Below are 16,214 nucleotides of genomic sequence, written 5' to 3'. Positions count from 1 at the left end.
CATTGGTCATTGGGCATTGGTCATTGGTCATTGGTCATTGGGCATTGGTCATTGGTCATTGGTCATTGGGCATTGGTCATTGGGCATTGGGCATTGGGCATTGGGCATGGGGATTGGTTAAACACAGCGATCGCCCAGTAATCAAGAATTAAGACTTTTACAACAAAGACAAATTCCACTTTGAGGGGAAAGGATATGGAACTTGGATACTTCCAAAAAGATGTACTGATTGAAAAATTAGCTAAGAAGTTCTATGCAATTCAAGGCTATGTAGTCCCCGAAGATTATCGGATGCAATCAGCTACACATCCAGCGGAAAGAGCGTGTGTGGCTATGGCTTTATTTGCGATTGGAGAATTTGAATCAATACTAGCTGAATTTGAATTAGAGCAATTAAAAGAGGAAAAATACTAATGAGAGTCATTGTTACAGTCACCGAAAAGATTACTAGTGAGGCTCACATTAATATCCCCGATGGGCTTTCAAAAGCGTACTACTCAAACCACTACCTTGGACAGACGCTCTGTCTAAGTTACGCGACAGAATCACCGCAACTACTGGTTACAGCTTCCGCATCGTTATTGGCAATCAGTATAGAAGTGGACAAGACAGTATCGGCTGGCACAACGACAGTGAAGCTTCAATGGGGTTAAATCCCGCGATCGCATCAATCAGTTTAGGTTCGGTGAGGAAATTCCAAATCAAGCCCATCGGGGGTAAGCCGACTGACTGTTGGCTGGAGCATGGGAGTCTGCTGGTGATGCTTCCGGGTTGTCAGAGTACTCATCTGCATCAAGTTCCGAAAACTAATAAAGTCATTAGCACACGGATTAATCTAACTTTTCGACCCCACGTTGGGGGTAAAAGATGACCTCAAGTTATCGCTATTGCTGAGGTTTATATCCAAGATTATTAATATTCAAGGAGGATTTTATGGGATTTCGTAATGGTAAACCCTCTAAACAGTTTACTGCAATTCCCAACAGTTTAATTCGTGATCACAACGTTACTGATTCAACATTTAGGTTAATTTCTTGGGTAGCTTCTCACGATGAAAACTTTGATATTAATTTTACGGTAATCGAAAAACATTTGGGGTACAAACGAGACAAAATCCGTAATGCTATCAAAAACGCTGAACAAAATGACTATTTAGTGAGAGTTCAAGAGAACAATCCGAACAATGGTAAGTTTGACTGGCAATATTACATTTTTACCAGCAAAGAAGACACAAAGTTATTTCGAGAAAATCATTCATCCATAGGTGAGTCATCCGTAAGTGGGTCATCCATAGGTGGATCGTCCATAGGTGGGTCATCCACCCCTCATATAGAAAAACAATTAGAAGAAAATAAATTAGAAGAAAAACACATACAAGAAGCACCCCCAACTCAGAACGCACTTCCCGCACAAGAATCGTGTGTGTATGAAACTGAACAACTAAACCTTGAAAAACCAACTCCAGAAAAACCAAGCTTAGAAAAATCAACCCCAGAAGAACCAACCCCACAATTACCCGCTTCCTTGTCAAAAAAATCCGAGTCTTCGCAACAAACCGATAACCCCTCAAGAGGATCAACTATTGCGGCGGTGTCGTTCGATAAATCCGAACAATCGAATAAATCGCAAATAACCTGTCCCTACAAGACAGCCCGGAACGTGAAAGAACTGATTGATGCCTGGCTAACAGACCCGACTGCTATGAGTGATGATTCTCTACCACTACTTGTCAGAGAAACAATCAAGTGGAATCGCTGGGTTTTACCTTGGCGCAATGGAGAGCGAAAGCTAAATAACTTGTACCAGAACTTCAACCCGATAGTCGTGGACTTCCTAGCACAAGAATTAGCCACTAAGTCGAAACGCTCGGCACAACAGGAAATAGATCATGCGATCGCAGTAATCAACACCTGGGAGAAAACCAAAGGGGGATGGACAAACCTGATGCAGCGCTATAACCAGGCATTGCAAACAGAAAAACAGCCCCTACCCCAACTGCATACTGCTACGACAAAAAGACCAAGCAACACCACTAGCATCACGCTCGAAGATGCTTTAGCACAAGATCATAAGCGCCGTACTCTTGAGCAATCCATTCGGGTTCCATCCAATAACTATCAACACAGCCCACAAATGCTGGAGCTAAAAGCGAAACTTCAAGCCAAAGCAAATGAGCCAAAAGTTCCGAGCAACACCAGACCATCTTCCATGAATTTGCGAGAAGTTGAAGCACAGTTAAAATTAGCACGCTAGAGCTTAATTATGTACCCTAATCAAGACAACGTAGTTTCTTTTGCCCCTGACCGAAATCAAGTCAACTTGCCCCCACAAAACATCGAAGCTGAAGAAGCGATTTTGGGCGGGATTATGCTTGATCCAGAAGCGATGACTAGAGTCAGCGATGCCTACGGCGGTAAACAACGCTTAGTAGCCCAAGCTTTTTACATCAGCGCCCACTCATATATTTATCAAGCCGCAGTTCAACTTCATGCTACATACCAACCCACAGATTTACTAAGCATCACCGCATGGTTGGCTGACCACAATTTGCTAAATCGCATTGGTGGTAGAAACAAGTTAGCGACTCTGGTAGACCGCACTGTATCAGCCGTTAACATCGACGCTTTGGCGGATCTGGTGATGGAGAAATATCGGCGGCGGCAGTTAATTAAAGCAGGGAACGAAGTTGTCAAACTCGCTTACGAAACAGAAACTGAACTACCACTTGTACTAAATCTTGCTGAGGCGGAAGTTTTCGCCGTCACCCAAAATCAAAGCGATGAACGCTCTTTGGTTTTCTCAGCGCAAGACATGGGCTTTGAACTTTTCCAAAAGCTAGAGATGGGAAGCATGGCAGGCAACAAAATTGGTTGGTACGACCTGGAAAATATTACTGGTGGCATTTATCCCAGCAGCTTGGTAGTAGTGGCTGCTGAATCCCACATGGGCAAAACTCACTTCATGATTTCTTACGCTTACGAAATCATGACCAAACTTGGCTTGCCTGTTCTGTATGTAACTCCAGAAATGGATAAGAATCAACTCAATGCCCGAATGCTAGCCCGAATCACAGGCGTAGACGCTTCTATAATTCAAACCAATACTCAGTGCTACTGGGAGCAAATAGCACAAGGCATAGGACAGATGGTGGAACTGCCTTGGAAGGTTTACGAACATTCCTCCCCTACAACCACAATGATTGCAAGTGCGGTGCGCCGCGCTATTGGTGAATTTGGTGGTTCTATTGGTGCTGTGTTTATTGATTACTTGCAGCAGATTCCACTAGAATCCGGCGGAAATATGGCTTTTGAAGTCGGCAAGATTACCCGCCAGATTCGGGATATCGCCAAGTCTCACAAAATCCCTGTTTTCTTGGGCTGTCAAATTAATCGGGGGAATCAAACAATGGCTGACAAACGCCCCAATCGTCACTTACTCCGCAACTCTGGTGAAATCTTTGAGGTGTGCGACCAATTGATTATGCTTTACCGCGATGCTGTTTACACTAAAGACCCCAGCGATCGCACTATCGAGTTGATTGTTGAGAAAAACAGGCTTTACGGTAAGCTCGGCACTGCGACGATGTTGTGCGACTTATCGACATCGAAATTTTTGAACTTGGCGAGATAATTTACAGCCACATCCAGCGATCGCAGCATTAGACGCATACATTCAATTACTGGAGTTTTAGAACACCGTGAAAGCGCTATCTGTTCGTCAACCCTGGGCATGGGCAATCATTTATGCTCTCAAAAACATAGAAAACCGTGGCTGGCCTATCAATTATCGCGGTGATATTCTGATTCACGCTGCAAAAACCTGTACCAAGAAAGAGTATCAGCTATCGAGAGAATTTTGCCAAGGGATGGGGCTAGTAATCCCAGAACTAATCTCTCTACGCCGCGGCCAAGTCATCGGTATTGTCACAATAGTTGATTGCCAGTTTTCACAAGTTGCGTCTGGCTGGGGAATGGCTGACCAGTACCACTGGCATCTAGAGAATCCACGAGAAATCACGCCGATTCCTTACATTGGACAACTGGGGCTTTTTGAAGTACCTGATGATTTGGTCAGGAGTGCGATCGCCTTATGAAATCAGTTCTTTCGCTTTTTTCCGGCATCGGCGGACTCTGCCACCACGGAATATCAACCGCAGGTCTATCCCACAAATTCCGAGTCCACCAATTTGTTGAAATTTCCCTTTATTCTCAATCACAATTGCGCCATGAACAACCAGGAATTCCAATCCACGCAGATATTACCAACTACCGTTGCCACCGACGAGTTCCCCTGTAGTGGCACCAGTAACGCTGGAGATAAAAAAGGACTTAACGACCCCAGGTCAGGACTGTGGCGCGAAATGTTCCGCATCATCAACCAGTGTAGACCAGCAATCGCTCTCATCGAAAACCCAACAGGGCTACTCGCTAGAGGAATGGCAACAGTCCTCGAAAACCTTTCCCAAATCCGGTACGTATGTGAATGGGAAACTATACCCGCGTACTGCCTCGGCTTGCCACATGAAAGAGAAAGAGTCTTTATCATTGCCTACGCCGATGGCTTATTCCACCGTCAACAGCCAACCCCCTGGGCAGACCAAATTGGAAATCAGATTACGCAAGTACGGCTCTCTCATGAAGACCGAAGCTTTGAACCCGGCATTCGTGAGGTGGCTTTTGGGGTTCCCATTGGAGTAGCCAAGGGAATCAAGGGGAATTATGATGCCCGTCGTGCTTATGGATTGAGTTGTTCTCCAAGGCAAGCTGCGATCGCTTGGAAACGGATTGATTATTTGTGCAGTCTTCTCGCTCATAATGAGGCATAAGCATGATTAACCTTGTCACAACCTAGAAGAATAGTTGCTATCTTTCGCCTTCTTCAAATGCGATCGCCCATCGCACGAGCGATCAGCTACGATTTAGAGAGGCAGTGGGTATGGCAATATACCCATAAGCACTTGGGTACTTGAGTACTGATGCAACCAGCGCTCCTTATTGTTCAAAGTCGTCAAACATTAATTTCCCTATCAGTACGAGTGTATAATCATCAAAATTAGAGTTAGATTATACTAAGTCAGTCTGAATCTTCACTCTCTTCAATTTGGGGTTTTGTAGTCTTACTGGAATTCAGCTGCAACAAACAAGTTATGGATGTAGGAATAATGCCAGTAGCTAAAGGTATATAACTAGAGTCCATAACGGCTAAACCAAGCGGTAGCAATGTAATAGCTACCAAATAAATATTCAAAAAAACTTTATTCATGACGATAATCTAATCCGATACCGCATGGATTACAAATTGAAGGAGGCAGGTATGCTGGAGGAGCTTTGCTCAGTAGGGGATTCGCTCCATACTGAGAAAGGAGCCATGCTGACTGCCGTAATGAAAGGGGAAGTTGAGGCAACAATCGGGGCCTTAAACCCAAGACCCGTCGTCTGTCGCTTTACTGAAACAGATAGCGCCACGGAGAGCGAGTCCACATACTCCTACAAAGATTTAGCTAGCAAGATGTCTCTTAGAAAGCGTCGGGCAGTTTTCCTCTCTCTTGAACTATCCACTAACTCCTACCTGACTCAATAATGTCGATAGACAATTAATGAGAAGACTCATAAATAATGGCAACTGCAAATAAGCAGAAGATAAACACTGCGATACGTCCAAGCCACTCCCATAGGCTCGGAGATAATAGCATTTGAACAATTGTGTTAACTCCAAAAACTTGAGAGATGACATACGCAATCACGAAACCAAACAGACTCAGCAGAAAAAATTTCAGTACCTTACAAGCCGAGTTGAATAAGAAATTACCGTCGTCAGTTAGATGATGTTTCATGCTTTTGCCCTTTTTTAAGAGTTAAATTTGAAATAAATACACCTTCGGTTACAACAAGCTATTGACAAATACAACAGCCCTGTATGTTGTATGTAACTTCCAACAAAAAAGCTGTTCATGTGGGTTTACACTTGAAACAGCATGTGATTAGTATCTAATCCTCAAGGCTAGTTGGATATTAACGAGTAGATATTTACTTGTTAGTAAGTGTCAGCTGTACCAGCTGCTCTAAATGAAGTGTGTAAAAACTAGGAGGACAGAATTTATTTTTCCTTCACCACTCAAAAACTATTAGCGAGTCTTTATTTGCTGCCCTCTATAAAATATTTCCACTTTGCCAATAAATGACCTAGAGTCGGGGAATTCCACTCTAACCATCCCAAAACCACTGATTATTGCCACAACAATAACCCTGGAACGAAAAAAATCAATCGCGCTATTAGGAGGTTGCTGCGACAACAAAGTGGTCATCCCCAAGGGTGATGGGGTAAGACCGTACTCCTTAGCTACATCAATTAGCTCCTCATAAGGACAGGTGATTGAATGTCTATTCGGAAAAGTAATCCTTTGGTTATCTTTCCCAACTCTTTTGAGAGAAGCATAATACGGGCTTTCTGTCCCAATAAACCTGGGCAGACTGTCTAGACACTCTCTTAGTGAAAATTCTGTAAAGTCATTATGAGTCATAGGTCTACTCCTTCTAGAGCGACTATGACTCGCTCTGTTGGCTTACAAGTACATTAACTTACTATGATTTATTTTGCAAGTATGTTTACTTATTTTTAGCTATTGTCTATTTATTTTTATTTAAAGCTTTTAGAAAAAACTGCTATGTTGTTTTATTAAGGCTATAATTGCTATAATGTATGTACCTAACTGTAACAGCAATGGCAAAACCCTCTTTGAAAGCATCTCCAAAAGGACTCCAGCAAGCACATGAGGCTTTTACAGAGCGAGAATTCACGCAAGAGTCTCTAGCTGCTCAACTGGGTTGCAATCGTTCTGTTATCAGTAAGTTTTTTAACGGCGAGAACGTTTGGGAAAAGTACTTTACCACCATTTGTGAAGCGTTAGAAATTGATTACCAAGAGATTGTGTATGGATATTTGGCACCTTCAGCTCAAGATTTAGTTGGAAAGGTGCGGACTCAGGTAAAAGAACTAACTCAAGAGTTGTGCGGAACGATGCGTATACTAGATATGACGCAACCGATTGAGTTAAGTCAAATCTATACCGATGTGAATATTTTGGAGAAGCTAATAGCACTCCGACGTAAAACAATTGATGAATTACTTAAAGAATGTGGATATGAGGATTTTGACAGATTTGGGTTAGGTAAAGTTGTAGAAAAGCGGGTTCTTGGCGTAAAAGCAGTTGAAAAATATAAGAAATTAATTGTACTAGGAAAGCCAGGATCTGGTAAAACAACCTTCTTAAGATATCTAGCAGTTCAGTGCAATCAAGGTAGTTTTCAATCTCACCTTGTACCTATTTTTATCCCTTTAAAATATTTTGCGGAAGATCCAACTCAACCTAGTTTATTAGAATATATTAGGCAGCAGTACTCTGGGTGTGATGTAACAGAAGAAGAGCTCATCGAATTATTTAAACAGGGTTCTGCTCTGATTTTACTGGACGGATTAGATGAAGTTAGCGCCGAATATCAAGAGCATACTTTAAAAGAAGTTAGAAGTTTTTCTCGGATATATTTTGACAATCATTTTGTTATTGCTTGTCGAATTGCGGCATGGGAGTATACCTTTGATAAATTCACAGAAGTAGAGATAGCTGATTTTGATAATAAACAAATTAATGAATTTGCCAACAATTGGTTCAAAAATAAATCAGTCAAGTCAGAGAAGTTTATTAAGTACCTGAATAAGAATAATCGTATCTATCAATTAGCCGTCACTCCTCTGTTGCTAACTCTTCTATGCTTAGTATTTGAAGAATCTGCTTGTCTACCAAATAGTCGTTCGGAAAGTTATCATGAAGGATTAGATGTTTTACTAAAAAAATGGGATGCCAAACGTGGAATTCATCGAGATCAAATTTATCAAAAATTATCACTTCTACGCAAAAAAGATTTACTCCGTCAAATTGCTTACAGTACTTTTGAAAAGGAAAAGTATTTTTTTACCCCATTAGAAGTCAAGCTCATTCTGAAAAAATATATCGAGAAAATATCAAATTTTGATAGTGAGTCAAATATTTCACAGGGTGATATTGAAGAGCTTTTGAAAGCTATGGAAGCTCAACATGGGATTATAATTGAGCGAGCTAAAGGTATTTATTCATTTTCTCACCTCACTTTTCATGAGTATTTTGTTGCTAAAAGAATTGTTAGCTTAATCCCACAAATATCAGATGAAGAATTACATCAGGATGAGGACTTTAAAAATAATGATAAATTCCCAGATTCGGAAGCTGATAACAAATTAATAAGTAATCAGAAATTACAAAAAGATCAAGAAGAATTACAAAAGCTAGTTAAACATCTAAAAGACCGTAAATGGAGGGAGATTTTCCTTTTAGTAGCAGAGATATTATTAGATGCTAGTAACCTTTTTAGATTGATGAAGGAGAAAGCCAATCAAATCTTAGAGGGGAAAGATAATCTACAGAAATATCTGAAGCTTGTAAATAAAAAATCTCAATCGCTACTTCAACTATTTCAGATAAAAAATAATCTAGAAGCAAAGAAATTTTCTGCTGCTATTCGTGCATTTTATTTTGACATTGATTATGACATCGACCCAGATAGACAGCTTTGCTTTTTGTTGGAACCACAAACAAAGTACTTAACTTGTGGTAATTGTTTTACTCGTATACTTAAAGATATTAATAGCTTGGAAGAGGGTATTATTCATGCTCAAAAATATGACGACATGACTGATGAAGCAAGTATAAAAGTAATTAATGCAGCTTCTGCTGATGAAATTATGAAAATTGCTGTTAATTATGGTATAAAATCTAAAAAAATACGCCAAGATAATCGAGAAGAACTAGAGAGGATAATGAGTGATTTTTTTGAAGTAAATAATACTATGCAAGAAAATGAAGAGAGATTAAAGCACGGTGCAGATAAAGTCAGAGAAGTCGCAAGTAAAAAGCTATTAGGCGATCAATTGTTAGGAGTTAGTTTTAAAGATTTTAACGAAGAAGATCAACAAAGCCTTAAAGATTATTATTATGCAAACAAGCTGCTAATAGACTGTTTACTTCAAACAGATTGCCTTGTTACTTTTCAAGTGCGTGAAGAAATTTTGGAAACATTATTCTTACCAAAAGTTCTATAAAATTCGTCTATTATTGGATAGCTGAATTAGGTCTTACATATTTATTTGATTTCCAAAAACTCTTCCTTAATTGATATTAACCTCAAGAAATTTCTCTAACTTAAATGCTATTAAATTCATCAACTGATCGAGCAATTAACTTAAAACCTTCTTCTATAACTCCTCAATCTCCAGAAAAGGCACATACATTATCAGAAAAAATTGTCTATCTTCTTTCTAATACTCACCAGATGCTTCCAGAAGCTGAGACAATCTTTAACACCTTATACCGAGATTTGCCAATCATTTTGCATTCAGCATTTACTGAGGAAGAATCTGTAGCACTTTTAGAAGTTCATAAAAGTCTTTATAATATCTATGAAGTAAGTCTTAGCCACCCCCTATCACCAATTTGTATACACGAACATAGCCCCTGGCTATTAACAATTCGTAATCAAATTGAAAATGCATGGCTTAATTATGAACTGCCACGCATTCAAAAACAATTACCATCTCCGTCTGAAGCAAAACACCCAAAATTACTTCGTGATTGGTTTGTTCAACAAGCACACACAGAATCGGATCTCGATAAATGCTTGTTAAACTTTTTAAAAAATCAAGCATCTATTGAGCAATTCAATATATTTCTACTCTCAGATGCGACTTTAAACTATCGTTTTTGCGATGCCTTAGCTTTAGCACAACTCCACTTTTCAGAGACAGTGAAAGCTGAAATCGTTCATAATATGTGGGATGAATGTGGTCATGGAGTAGCAGAGAAGTCACACGGTAGGCAGTTCACGCAGATGCTTGCTTCCCTTGGTCTACAGCAACCAACACTCCCCATTTGGGAAGACTGGCGACCCTACGCAGGTCATAACCTGTACTTTTGCTTCGGTTTGAACCGGAGACACTATTTTAAGGGAATTGGAAGTTTAGGAATGCCCGAAATTTTCGACCCAAATCGTAATCGTTCAGTTGTTGCTGGTTTAGAACGCCTATATTCGGATGCACGGGTAAAATGCGAATATTTTTACGACCATATAGAAGTAGATGAGAAACATGGTTTAGGCTGGCTGAACAATGCGATCATCCCGATCGTTGAAGTAGAACCAGAAGCAGGATTGGAACTGGCTATAGGAGGTGCGCTTCGCATGGAAGTCATGAGGCGCTACAACCAGTATCTGGCAGTCAGGTTAGGGGTATGAAAATCATTTGAACTATTACCAGGTTAAGCTCAAAAGTCTTATTGTGTAAGGATTTTTTCACCTATTTGCCGACCAATGGTCGGCAAATATTTTTCGATATGCAAACCGACCATCATAGCTATTGTTAAATCCATATCTACAGCAGGCGATTCGGCATCGTACTCTGCTCCCGTCCTTAAAAAGCAATCCACGCCCATACAACAATAAGCAAAATGTCTCTGATTCGCTGATCACTTCTTGTATTCTGAGATATCCGTTCTTTGTGCAAAGCCGAATGATTCCTATAGATATGAAACGACTCATCAAAAAAACCTCTAATCCAGTTCACAAGAAAACAGAAGTAACCCTACCACCGACTAAACCCATTGAGATGCCTGAGAGCCAAAATATTCCTGAACCAGTGATTGAACCAAATCCACCTGTATACATTGAAGACTACGTTTGCGAATCCGAATACATCTGTGAACATTATCGTCCCTTACGCTCTGTGGGTAACTCCGGGTGGCAACCGTCTGATGTGTGGCGAGAGTTGAGGGTTGATGATTTCTGTGAGTAAATTAAGCTCTGACTGAATAAAAATTAATATATCTATCATGCTAAATTACCTTCAAAAAAGCCATAAAACGCTTGCTAGGCAGGAAAAATCAACATTATTTACTAGTTATTTATGGGGTTTAGCACTGATTCAGGCTTTTGAGCTTTATTGTCTAGCCTAATTTTGATATCTAATTAATAATTTGGCATAACAAATACTGAAGAACAAAATTATTAAACCTTAAGCAAGCTAGAAAATTTTCTAGCTTGCTTAAAGTTTTGTTAAGTTATAGAGTTAAATATAGTACTTGAATGAAAGTCTATATCCAGAGTAATTAGTCAATTTCACCTTTGGGTAAAGAGCAAATGAATATTAGATGCAATTGTATGAAGATAAGGTTTACTAAATTTAATTGGCAATACTTGCTGATTATACGCCTCTTGCAAGGCTCACTCCAATTGCGCTTTACTTAACAATATTTACCAAAAATATAAGTTCCTTTCAAATGTTCTAAAGTTCATATAAATAATTTATCAGTGAAGTTTTAGGCTACAAGTAAATACTCTGGGGAGGGATGTGCTAAAAATAGTTTTACGGTAAGTATGCTGTGGTTAACATCTATATATTTGTTAAGTATTGCACTTGGCATTTCAAGTCTAGATAATTCATTAAATTTGATAAATATTGCAAGTTATGAACAAAAAATGGGCTATCAAACGAATCACAATAAATCTCGCATCAGTTGAAAGCGAAAAACTTGAACGATATTGTGCAATGACAGGTAGACCTGCAACTGATGTGATTCGGGAGTTGATTCGCTCTCTGGCATTAACCGAGTTGTCAGCGTCTGAACAGACTACACCTACGCTAAAATATGATGTTCCCATTCTGAAATAATGGCAATTGAATCGCTTGGGTTTGTTTGGCGTTATCAAGGTTAGACAAAGAAATCCCCAACAATCTGACACTACGATTCTCCTGTTCAATTGATAAAAACAGTATTTTGGCTATCTCAAAAATTGTATCTAGTTCACTGATGGGAGCAAGCATTGTCTTACTGCGGGTTAACTGCTGATAGTCAGGAAACTTAACTTTCAAGGTTAATGTGCGTCCTCGTGTTTCATGTAGCTCTAACCGTTGCTCGACAATTTGGGCAATCTGTTCGAGTTCCTGCAACATCTGACCGACATCGCTTAAGTCCTGTGCAAACGAGGTTTCTGCACCAATCGATTTGCGAACTCGATTTGCTTCAACTGGGCGGTCATCTTCTGCTCTGGCAATCTTGTAGTAATAATGACCAGCTTTACCAAAGTGGTGTGTTAGGTCAGTCAGCGATGCCTGCGGCAACGTCAGAGACGAACGCATTTTCAAATCTGCGCCAGTATGAATCCCCAGTGAATGCATTTTAGCCGCCGTAACTTCTCCAATGCCGTGGAACTTCTCAATTGGCAGTTGTTCTACAAAGGCGATCGCATCCTCTGGCAAAATCACCGTCAGTCCGTTGGGTTTATTCTGCCCTGATGCCATTTTTGCAAGAAACTTGTTAATTGACACACCTGCGGTTGCCGTCAACTGAGTTGTGACTTGAATGAAAAAATGGGCTTTTAGCTCACTTTATGCTTCACAAAGCAGGTTTCCATTTTATACTTCGCAAAAATAGTGAAAGTAGAAAACTTATTTCCCCATGTAATACACGGTAAGATTTGTTGACCTAACGGTGTATTACATGGTAAGGGTTATGCTGAAACGGGATATTCAAGGGAAATTTACCCTCAAAAACGATGATTATCGTCAGGTACGCTCATTGAGACTGACTGATGATACCTGGAAAGCATTGGGTATCGTTGCTGAATGCTTAGGAATGACAAGAGCAGATTATTTAGAAGAAATGACGAAAAGCAACAACCTACGAAGTAATACATGGGTTGAAGTTGACCACTTTCCGTGTATTACACGGAAAGATAAAAATCAAGATCAAGAACCTAACATCGCTCAAGAGCATACACCAACCTCGCCCAGCATGACAGAACTTGAAGCTTTACGTGACCAAGTGTTACAGGAACTAAAATTAGGTAAACAAGCCCCTGGATACAAAACAACACAAAAAGCTCTGAATCAATTCATCACTCTGTTAAGCAAAAGACTGTAAATTTTGTACCTACTCCCCAACCTGATCTCGTTGTGGCTTGCGTTGTCCAACACCTCTTCTAGAATTTTTCTTGGGAACTGCTTCAACATTGTCAGATTCAGTTGTTAAAGATATTACCTCAATCTTAGAACTAAGTGTATCTTGTAGCATTTCCTCCGAGACAACAGCCGATTCCTTCTTCTTCCTTTTTTGTCTGTTCTTTGGCTGGGTCTGCACTTCTGCTGTCTCCGTAACAGAACTGGGTGTATTCTGTACCATTTCCTGAGCGTCCTGTGTTGTTTCTGTTACTGCAACAGGAGTCTGCTTAAAGGAGCGAGTTTGTCTCTTATTAGGTTGAGTTTGTGCCTCTGCTACCTCAGTCACAGGAATTTGTGTACCCTGCGTAGTTTCCGTTACTACCACAGGAGATTCCTTCTTTTTTCGAGTTTGCCTCTTTTTAGGTTCTGGGCTACTAGCTATTGCATCTTTTGTAGGAGTATTAGCCTGTACCGTCTCTGCGTCAGAACGAAAGAACACTATTCTGGTCAACAATAGTCCCATTTAAGCGTCTAGTAATTTGCCGAATCATTGTCGTCTTTCCCACACCAGAAGGGCCATACACCAGGACATGAGCAAACCCCGCCGGTTCACGAATTGCACCCATGAGCAACATATCCACTTGTGCCAACTGGGGATGAGATATCGCATATTCCTTGAATTGCTTGAGTTGGGACTGTGCTGATTCAGGAAAGTTCTCCATTACTGATATTCCTCGCTCAAAGCTTGATGCAGTCAAATCCGTAATTAACGGTACTCAGAAAATTCTCCATTATCTGTATTCCTCAAAGACAGGCAGTTTTGTCACATCCAAAAGTTGGACATTTTCAGTTTTATCAACTTTGGCTACATCTTCCTGGTTGGACTTATTGGCTTTTGACCTCGGTATCGTCGGTATAACTTGTACTTGGGAAGCAGACGTTACATCATATCCATGAGATGTTAAATTTTGCCGTACACTTTTAGCTTCTAAATCCCGTAATCTTTGCAATAGCAGCGTTTCATGCTCTTGCGCTCTGGCGATAAAATCTGCTAATCGTTTAGCTGAGATATTTGTACTCACGGAATTACCCTTGTCTTTTTTTCTGATTTCCTCTGCGGCTAACAGCACTTCTTTCTCTGTACGTCCCACAAAGGTGCTGTAATACTGGGAGATACATTTTACCCAACGTCCTTCCAGATAGGCATAAGCTACACCCATATCAAAGGGGTCATAGCGCACGGGAACTTTGGTTTTCTCAACGGCGGGATTACGGAAAGCATCGCTCCAGTAATAAAGGTAATTGACTTTAATTCCTTGTCCCGGCTGGACTTTAGCCGTTCCTTTGGTTGTACTGGGGCGTGTGGCCATGAGAAAGTCTTCGTTGTAGGCGATGTGTCGGTGTTCTCGTTCCCCCGCTATCAGCAATCCATCGGTATAAACTTGCAATGGTGTTGACCCCAGGGAATCATGCTCACTGGTATCATAAATGGTATATGCCCACTCGCTGAGGTAGGTATACAAATCTGCCAATGTCCAAACGGCAAGTTGTTTTGGGTCAACGGATGGAGTCAGTTGCCGTGGTTGTTTACTGGCTTGGGTGTTACCCAAGAGGTTGTATACAAACTCGGTATTTGTTGTGCCAAATAATCGCTCTATGACTGAACCAAAACGCGGTTTGCCTCCGGGTCTGGTTTTTTTGATGCAGTGGTAGCGTGCTAGTAGGGTGTCAAAGTAGATACTATGAAATTCTTTGCCTCCGTCTACGACTACGGCTTGGGGAAAACGACCCTCACGCTGGACACAAGACCGTAGTGCCATCATGCAAGACCTGTAAGAAGGTGGGTCAAAGGTGAGATAAAGGGCGAGGATACGTCGGGAATAGGCATCAATGAGTAATGTTAGCCAAGGTCTTCCTAAGTTCCGTCCTGTGGCTTGGGAGCGTAGTTCGATGTCGAATTGGGTGTGGTCAATGTGGCAGATGGCAAAGGGTCTGTCTCCGTGCCTGGGTGTGGTTAGGGTTAGTTCTAAGATTGTTGGTTCTGTTGAGTATGCGGCTTTTGCTCCCTGACGTTTTTTGGTTTGTTCGTGGATTGGTCGCTGTTTAAGGCGGTGATAAAAGGTACGAGAACTCAGGGGTTGTATATTTAATTCGTTGCAAGCTCTGACATATAATCTATATACTGAAGCGGCTGGTGCTTGTCTTGGTGTCTCGAAGTGTTCGGTAATAAATTTATTTAGTAATTCGCTACCACCTGTGGGTGCTTTGGGTTGACGATTTCCTCTACTGTTTGTACGTGGCAGTAAACCAACGTAACCGCAACCAAATGTGGCTTCGGCTTCTCGAAACTGTTTTACCCATCGTTTCAAGGTACTGGCAGGAATATCTTTGTAGATATCTGCGTGGCGTTGAATATAGGCTTGTACTAGATGATATCGGTGATTTGCTTGGCTGAGGTCGCTCGGAGAGGCGGCATCCATGAGTGCCTGGACTGCATTATTGATGGATGCTTGTTTTTCTGAGTTTTGAATTTTGATGTTGCCGCTTTCCAATAGTTGCAGGAAATATGCTGTTGGTAGTTGGATGGGTTGTCCGATTTCGGGTAGGAGTGTGGTGGTGGTTTCGCCAATATTTATTAATGTCCAGGGCTTAGAATCCCATAGCAGGACTGTGTTTGGTATGAGTGCTGTGGGTGCGGGTATTTGTTGATAATGCTGTGTTGTTATGGCTAGATGTGTGTAGGCTTGATGGGTTTGTTGGTCTGGATATAACTGTACTCGCCAGTGTTCTACTAGGGGGGAAGCATACAGGTCTACGTAGAGTTGCTCTGTGGCTATCATGGCGTAGATGTCGTTGGCTCTGATTCCGGGTATTGAGGCCAGTGTGGCGGTGATGGTGATTCCGGGTTTGGCTTGGACTGCGGTGAGTATTTGTTCTGTGATGGTGTGGGGGATGTTGGTGTTGAATAAGAGGTAGTCTTCTAGGAAGATGAGGTTTTGGGTGAAGATGGGATGCAGTTCGCTATCGGTGCGAATGTGGTATTTGAGTCCATAAGAAGAGGCATGGGTTGTTCCTGGTAGGCTGTGCCATTTACCGTCGGCAGTTTTTTGGTAGCGTCCGGGATATTTAAGGGCTAGTCGTTCAGGGGGCGACAGTGGAGCTAAAGAGCTTGCTGTATAAGTGACATAGCTTTC

At 41.2% G+C, this 16,214-nt stretch carries 16 protein-coding genes and 1 pseudogene; 11 read left to right on the top strand and 6 right to left on the bottom strand.

The window, feature by feature from the left end; all coding sequences use genetic code 11:
- The first annotated feature begins 195 nt into the window (after positions 1–195).
- The 6 genes and pseudogenes from RM368_RS33795 (at position 196) to RM368_RS33770 (ending at position 4,825) form a co-directional block, all read left to right on the top strand.
- Entirely contained in the window at positions 196–414 is a 219-nt protein-coding gene (locus RM368_RS33795) for a hypothetical protein (protein ID WP_322698101.1), read from the top strand.
- A 106-nt stretch (positions 415–520) separates the two neighbouring features.
- Positions 521–871, top strand: a pseudogene (locus RM368_RS33790) (alpha-ketoglutarate-dependent dioxygenase AlkB family protein); the annotation flags it as partial.
- A gap of 62 nt (positions 872–933) precedes the next feature.
- On the top strand, positions 934–2,253 hold the full coding sequence (locus RM368_RS33785; RefSeq protein ID WP_322698100.1) for a helix-turn-helix domain-containing protein: 1,320 nt from the start codon (positions 934–936) through the stop codon (positions 2,251–2,253).
- Positions 2,254–2,262: 9 nt separating this feature from the next.
- On the top strand, positions 2,263–3,630 hold the full coding sequence (locus tag RM368_RS33780; RefSeq protein ID WP_322698099.1) for a replicative DNA helicase: 1,368 nt from the start codon (positions 2,263–2,265) through the stop codon (positions 3,628–3,630).
- Between the two features lie 67 nt (positions 3,631–3,697).
- On the top strand, positions 3,698–4,093 hold the full coding sequence (locus RM368_RS33775; protein WP_322698098.1) for an ASCH domain-containing protein: 396 nt from the start codon (positions 3,698–3,700) through the stop codon (positions 4,091–4,093).
- Positions 4,094–4,225: 132 nt separating this feature from the next.
- A complete protein-coding gene (locus tag RM368_RS33770; RefSeq protein WP_322698097.1) occupies positions 4,226–4,825 on the top strand; it encodes a DNA cytosine methyltransferase in 600 nt (199 codons plus the stop codon).
- A 248-nt stretch (positions 4,826–5,073) separates the two neighbouring features.
- Here the strand turns inward: RM368_RS33770 and RM368_RS33765 are convergent, their stop codons facing one another.
- The gene (locus tag RM368_RS33765; protein WP_322698096.1) at positions 5,074–5,262 is read right to left on the bottom strand and encodes a hypothetical protein; all 189 of its coding nucleotides are present in this window, start codon (positions 5,260–5,262) and stop codon (positions 5,074–5,076) included.
- 1,458 nt (positions 5,263–6,720) lie between these two features.
- On the opposite strand from RM368_RS33765, the gene RM368_RS33760 reads away from it, so the two are divergent.
- Positions 6,721–9,132, top strand: coding sequence for an NACHT domain-containing protein (locus RM368_RS33760; RefSeq protein WP_322698095.1), 2,412 nt, complete (start codon positions 6,721–6,723; stop codon positions 9,130–9,132).
- Positions 9,133–9,236: 104 nt separating this feature from the next.
- Positions 9,237–10,319, top strand: a complete 1,083-nt coding sequence (locus RM368_RS33755; RefSeq protein ID WP_322698094.1) for an iron-containing redox enzyme family protein — start codon at positions 9,237–9,239, stop codon at positions 10,317–10,319.
- Positions 10,320–10,357: 38 nt separating this feature from the next.
- On the opposite strand, the gene RM368_RS33750 is transcribed toward RM368_RS33755, so the two are convergent.
- Positions 10,358–10,516 carry a hypothetical protein gene (locus RM368_RS33750; protein ID WP_322698093.1) on the bottom strand — a complete coding sequence of 53 codons (159 nt, stop codon included), beginning with the start codon at positions 10,514–10,516 and terminating at the stop codon, positions 10,358–10,360.
- A gap of 77 nt (positions 10,517–10,593) precedes the next feature.
- Here RM368_RS33750 and RM368_RS33745 point away from each other — a divergent pair, with 77 nt between their 5' ends.
- Together RM368_RS33745 and RM368_RS33740 are read left to right on the top strand one after the other, a co-directional pair.
- Positions 10,594–10,875: a hypothetical protein gene (locus tag RM368_RS33745; protein ID WP_322698092.1), complete on the top strand. Its 282-nt coding sequence runs from the start codon at positions 10,594–10,596 to the stop codon at positions 10,873–10,875.
- 672 nt (positions 10,876–11,547) lie between these two features.
- Entirely contained in the window at positions 11,548–11,751 is a 204-nt protein-coding gene (locus RM368_RS33740; protein ID WP_322698091.1) for a CopG family transcriptional regulator, read from the top strand.
- Here RM368_RS33740 and RM368_RS33735 read toward each other — a convergent pair.
- The gene (locus RM368_RS33735; protein WP_322698090.1) at positions 11,722–12,408 is read right to left on the bottom strand and encodes a hypothetical protein; all 687 of its coding nucleotides are present in this window, start codon (positions 12,406–12,408) and stop codon (positions 11,722–11,724) included. The genes RM368_RS33740 and RM368_RS33735 overlap by 30 nt on opposite strands.
- Positions 12,409–12,592: 184 nt before the next feature.
- Between RM368_RS33735 and RM368_RS33730 the strand changes: the two genes are divergently transcribed.
- Positions 12,593–13,003 carry a hypothetical protein gene (locus RM368_RS33730; protein WP_322698089.1) on the top strand — a complete coding sequence of 137 codons (411 nt, stop codon included), beginning with the start codon at positions 12,593–12,595 and terminating at the stop codon, positions 13,001–13,003.
- Between the two features lie 9 nt (positions 13,004–13,012).
- On the opposite strand, the gene RM368_RS33725 is transcribed toward RM368_RS33730, so the two are convergent.
- The 3 genes from RM368_RS33725 to RM368_RS33715 form a co-directional block, all read right to left on the bottom strand.
- Positions 13,013–13,519 (bottom strand): hypothetical protein, encoded by a 507-nt coding sequence (locus tag RM368_RS33725; protein ID WP_322698088.1) that lies wholly within the window; start codon positions 13,517–13,519, stop codon positions 13,013–13,015.
- Positions 13,503–13,742: an ATP-binding protein gene (locus RM368_RS33720; RefSeq protein ID WP_322698087.1), complete on the bottom strand. Its 240-nt coding sequence runs from the start codon at positions 13,740–13,742 to the stop codon at positions 13,503–13,505. The genes RM368_RS33725 and RM368_RS33720 overlap by 17 nt, the downstream gene beginning before the upstream one ends.
- Positions 13,743–13,811: 69 nt before the next feature.
- Positions 13,812–16,214: transposase family protein (locus RM368_RS33715; protein ID WP_322698086.1), on the bottom strand; the 2,403-nt coding region annotated here is incomplete at its 5' end.

Origin of the sequence: Nostoc sp. DedSLP03 (genome assembly GCF_034530815.1) — a bacterium.
GTDB lineage: Bacteria > Cyanobacteriota > Cyanobacteriia > Cyanobacteriales > Nostocaceae > Nostoc.
Note: the sequence above shows the minus strand (reverse complement) of the source record. Positions and strands in the feature narration are given on the sequence as shown.

What these genes read in the sequence shown, in the direction of transcription:
- RM368_RS33785 (WP_322698100.1), top strand. Translation starts at nt 934, where the DNA reads ATGGGATTTCGTAATGGTAAACCCTCTAAACAGTTTACTGCAATTCCC.
- RM368_RS33780 (WP_322698099.1), top strand. Translation starts at nt 2,263, where the DNA reads ATGTACCCTAATCAAGACAACGTAGTTTCTTTTGCCCCTGACCGAAAT.
- RM368_RS33730 (WP_322698089.1), top strand. Translation starts at nt 12,593, where the DNA reads ATGCTGAAACGGGATATTCAAGGGAAATTTACCCTCAAAAACGATGAT.
- RM368_RS33755 (WP_322698094.1), top strand. Translation starts at nt 9,237, where the DNA reads ATGCTATTAAATTCATCAACTGATCGAGCAATTAACTTAAAACCTTCT.
- RM368_RS33750 (WP_322698093.1), bottom strand. Translation starts at nt 10,516, where the DNA reads ATGGGCGTGGATTGCTTTTTAAGGACGGGAGCAGAGTACGATGCCGAA.
- RM368_RS33720 (WP_322698087.1), bottom strand. Translation starts at nt 13,742, where the DNA reads ATGGAGAACTTTCCTGAATCAGCACAGTCCCAACTCAAGCAATTCAAG.
- RM368_RS33770 (WP_322698097.1), top strand. Translation starts at nt 4,226, where the DNA reads ATGAACAACCAGGAATTCCAATCCACGCAGATATTACCAACTACCGTT.
- RM368_RS33760 (WP_322698095.1), top strand. Translation starts at nt 6,721, where the DNA reads ATGGCAAAACCCTCTTTGAAAGCATCTCCAAAAGGACTCCAGCAAGCA.
- RM368_RS33765 (WP_322698096.1), bottom strand. Translation starts at nt 5,262, where the DNA reads ATGAATAAAGTTTTTTTGAATATTTATTTGGTAGCTATTACATTGCTA.
- RM368_RS33745 (WP_322698092.1), top strand. Translation starts at nt 10,594, where the DNA reads ATGATTCCTATAGATATGAAACGACTCATCAAAAAAACCTCTAATCCA.
- RM368_RS33795 (WP_322698101.1), top strand. Translation starts at nt 196, where the DNA reads ATGGAACTTGGATACTTCCAAAAAGATGTACTGATTGAAAAATTAGCT.
- RM368_RS33740 (WP_322698091.1), top strand. Translation starts at nt 11,548, where the DNA reads ATGAACAAAAAATGGGCTATCAAACGAATCACAATAAATCTCGCATCA.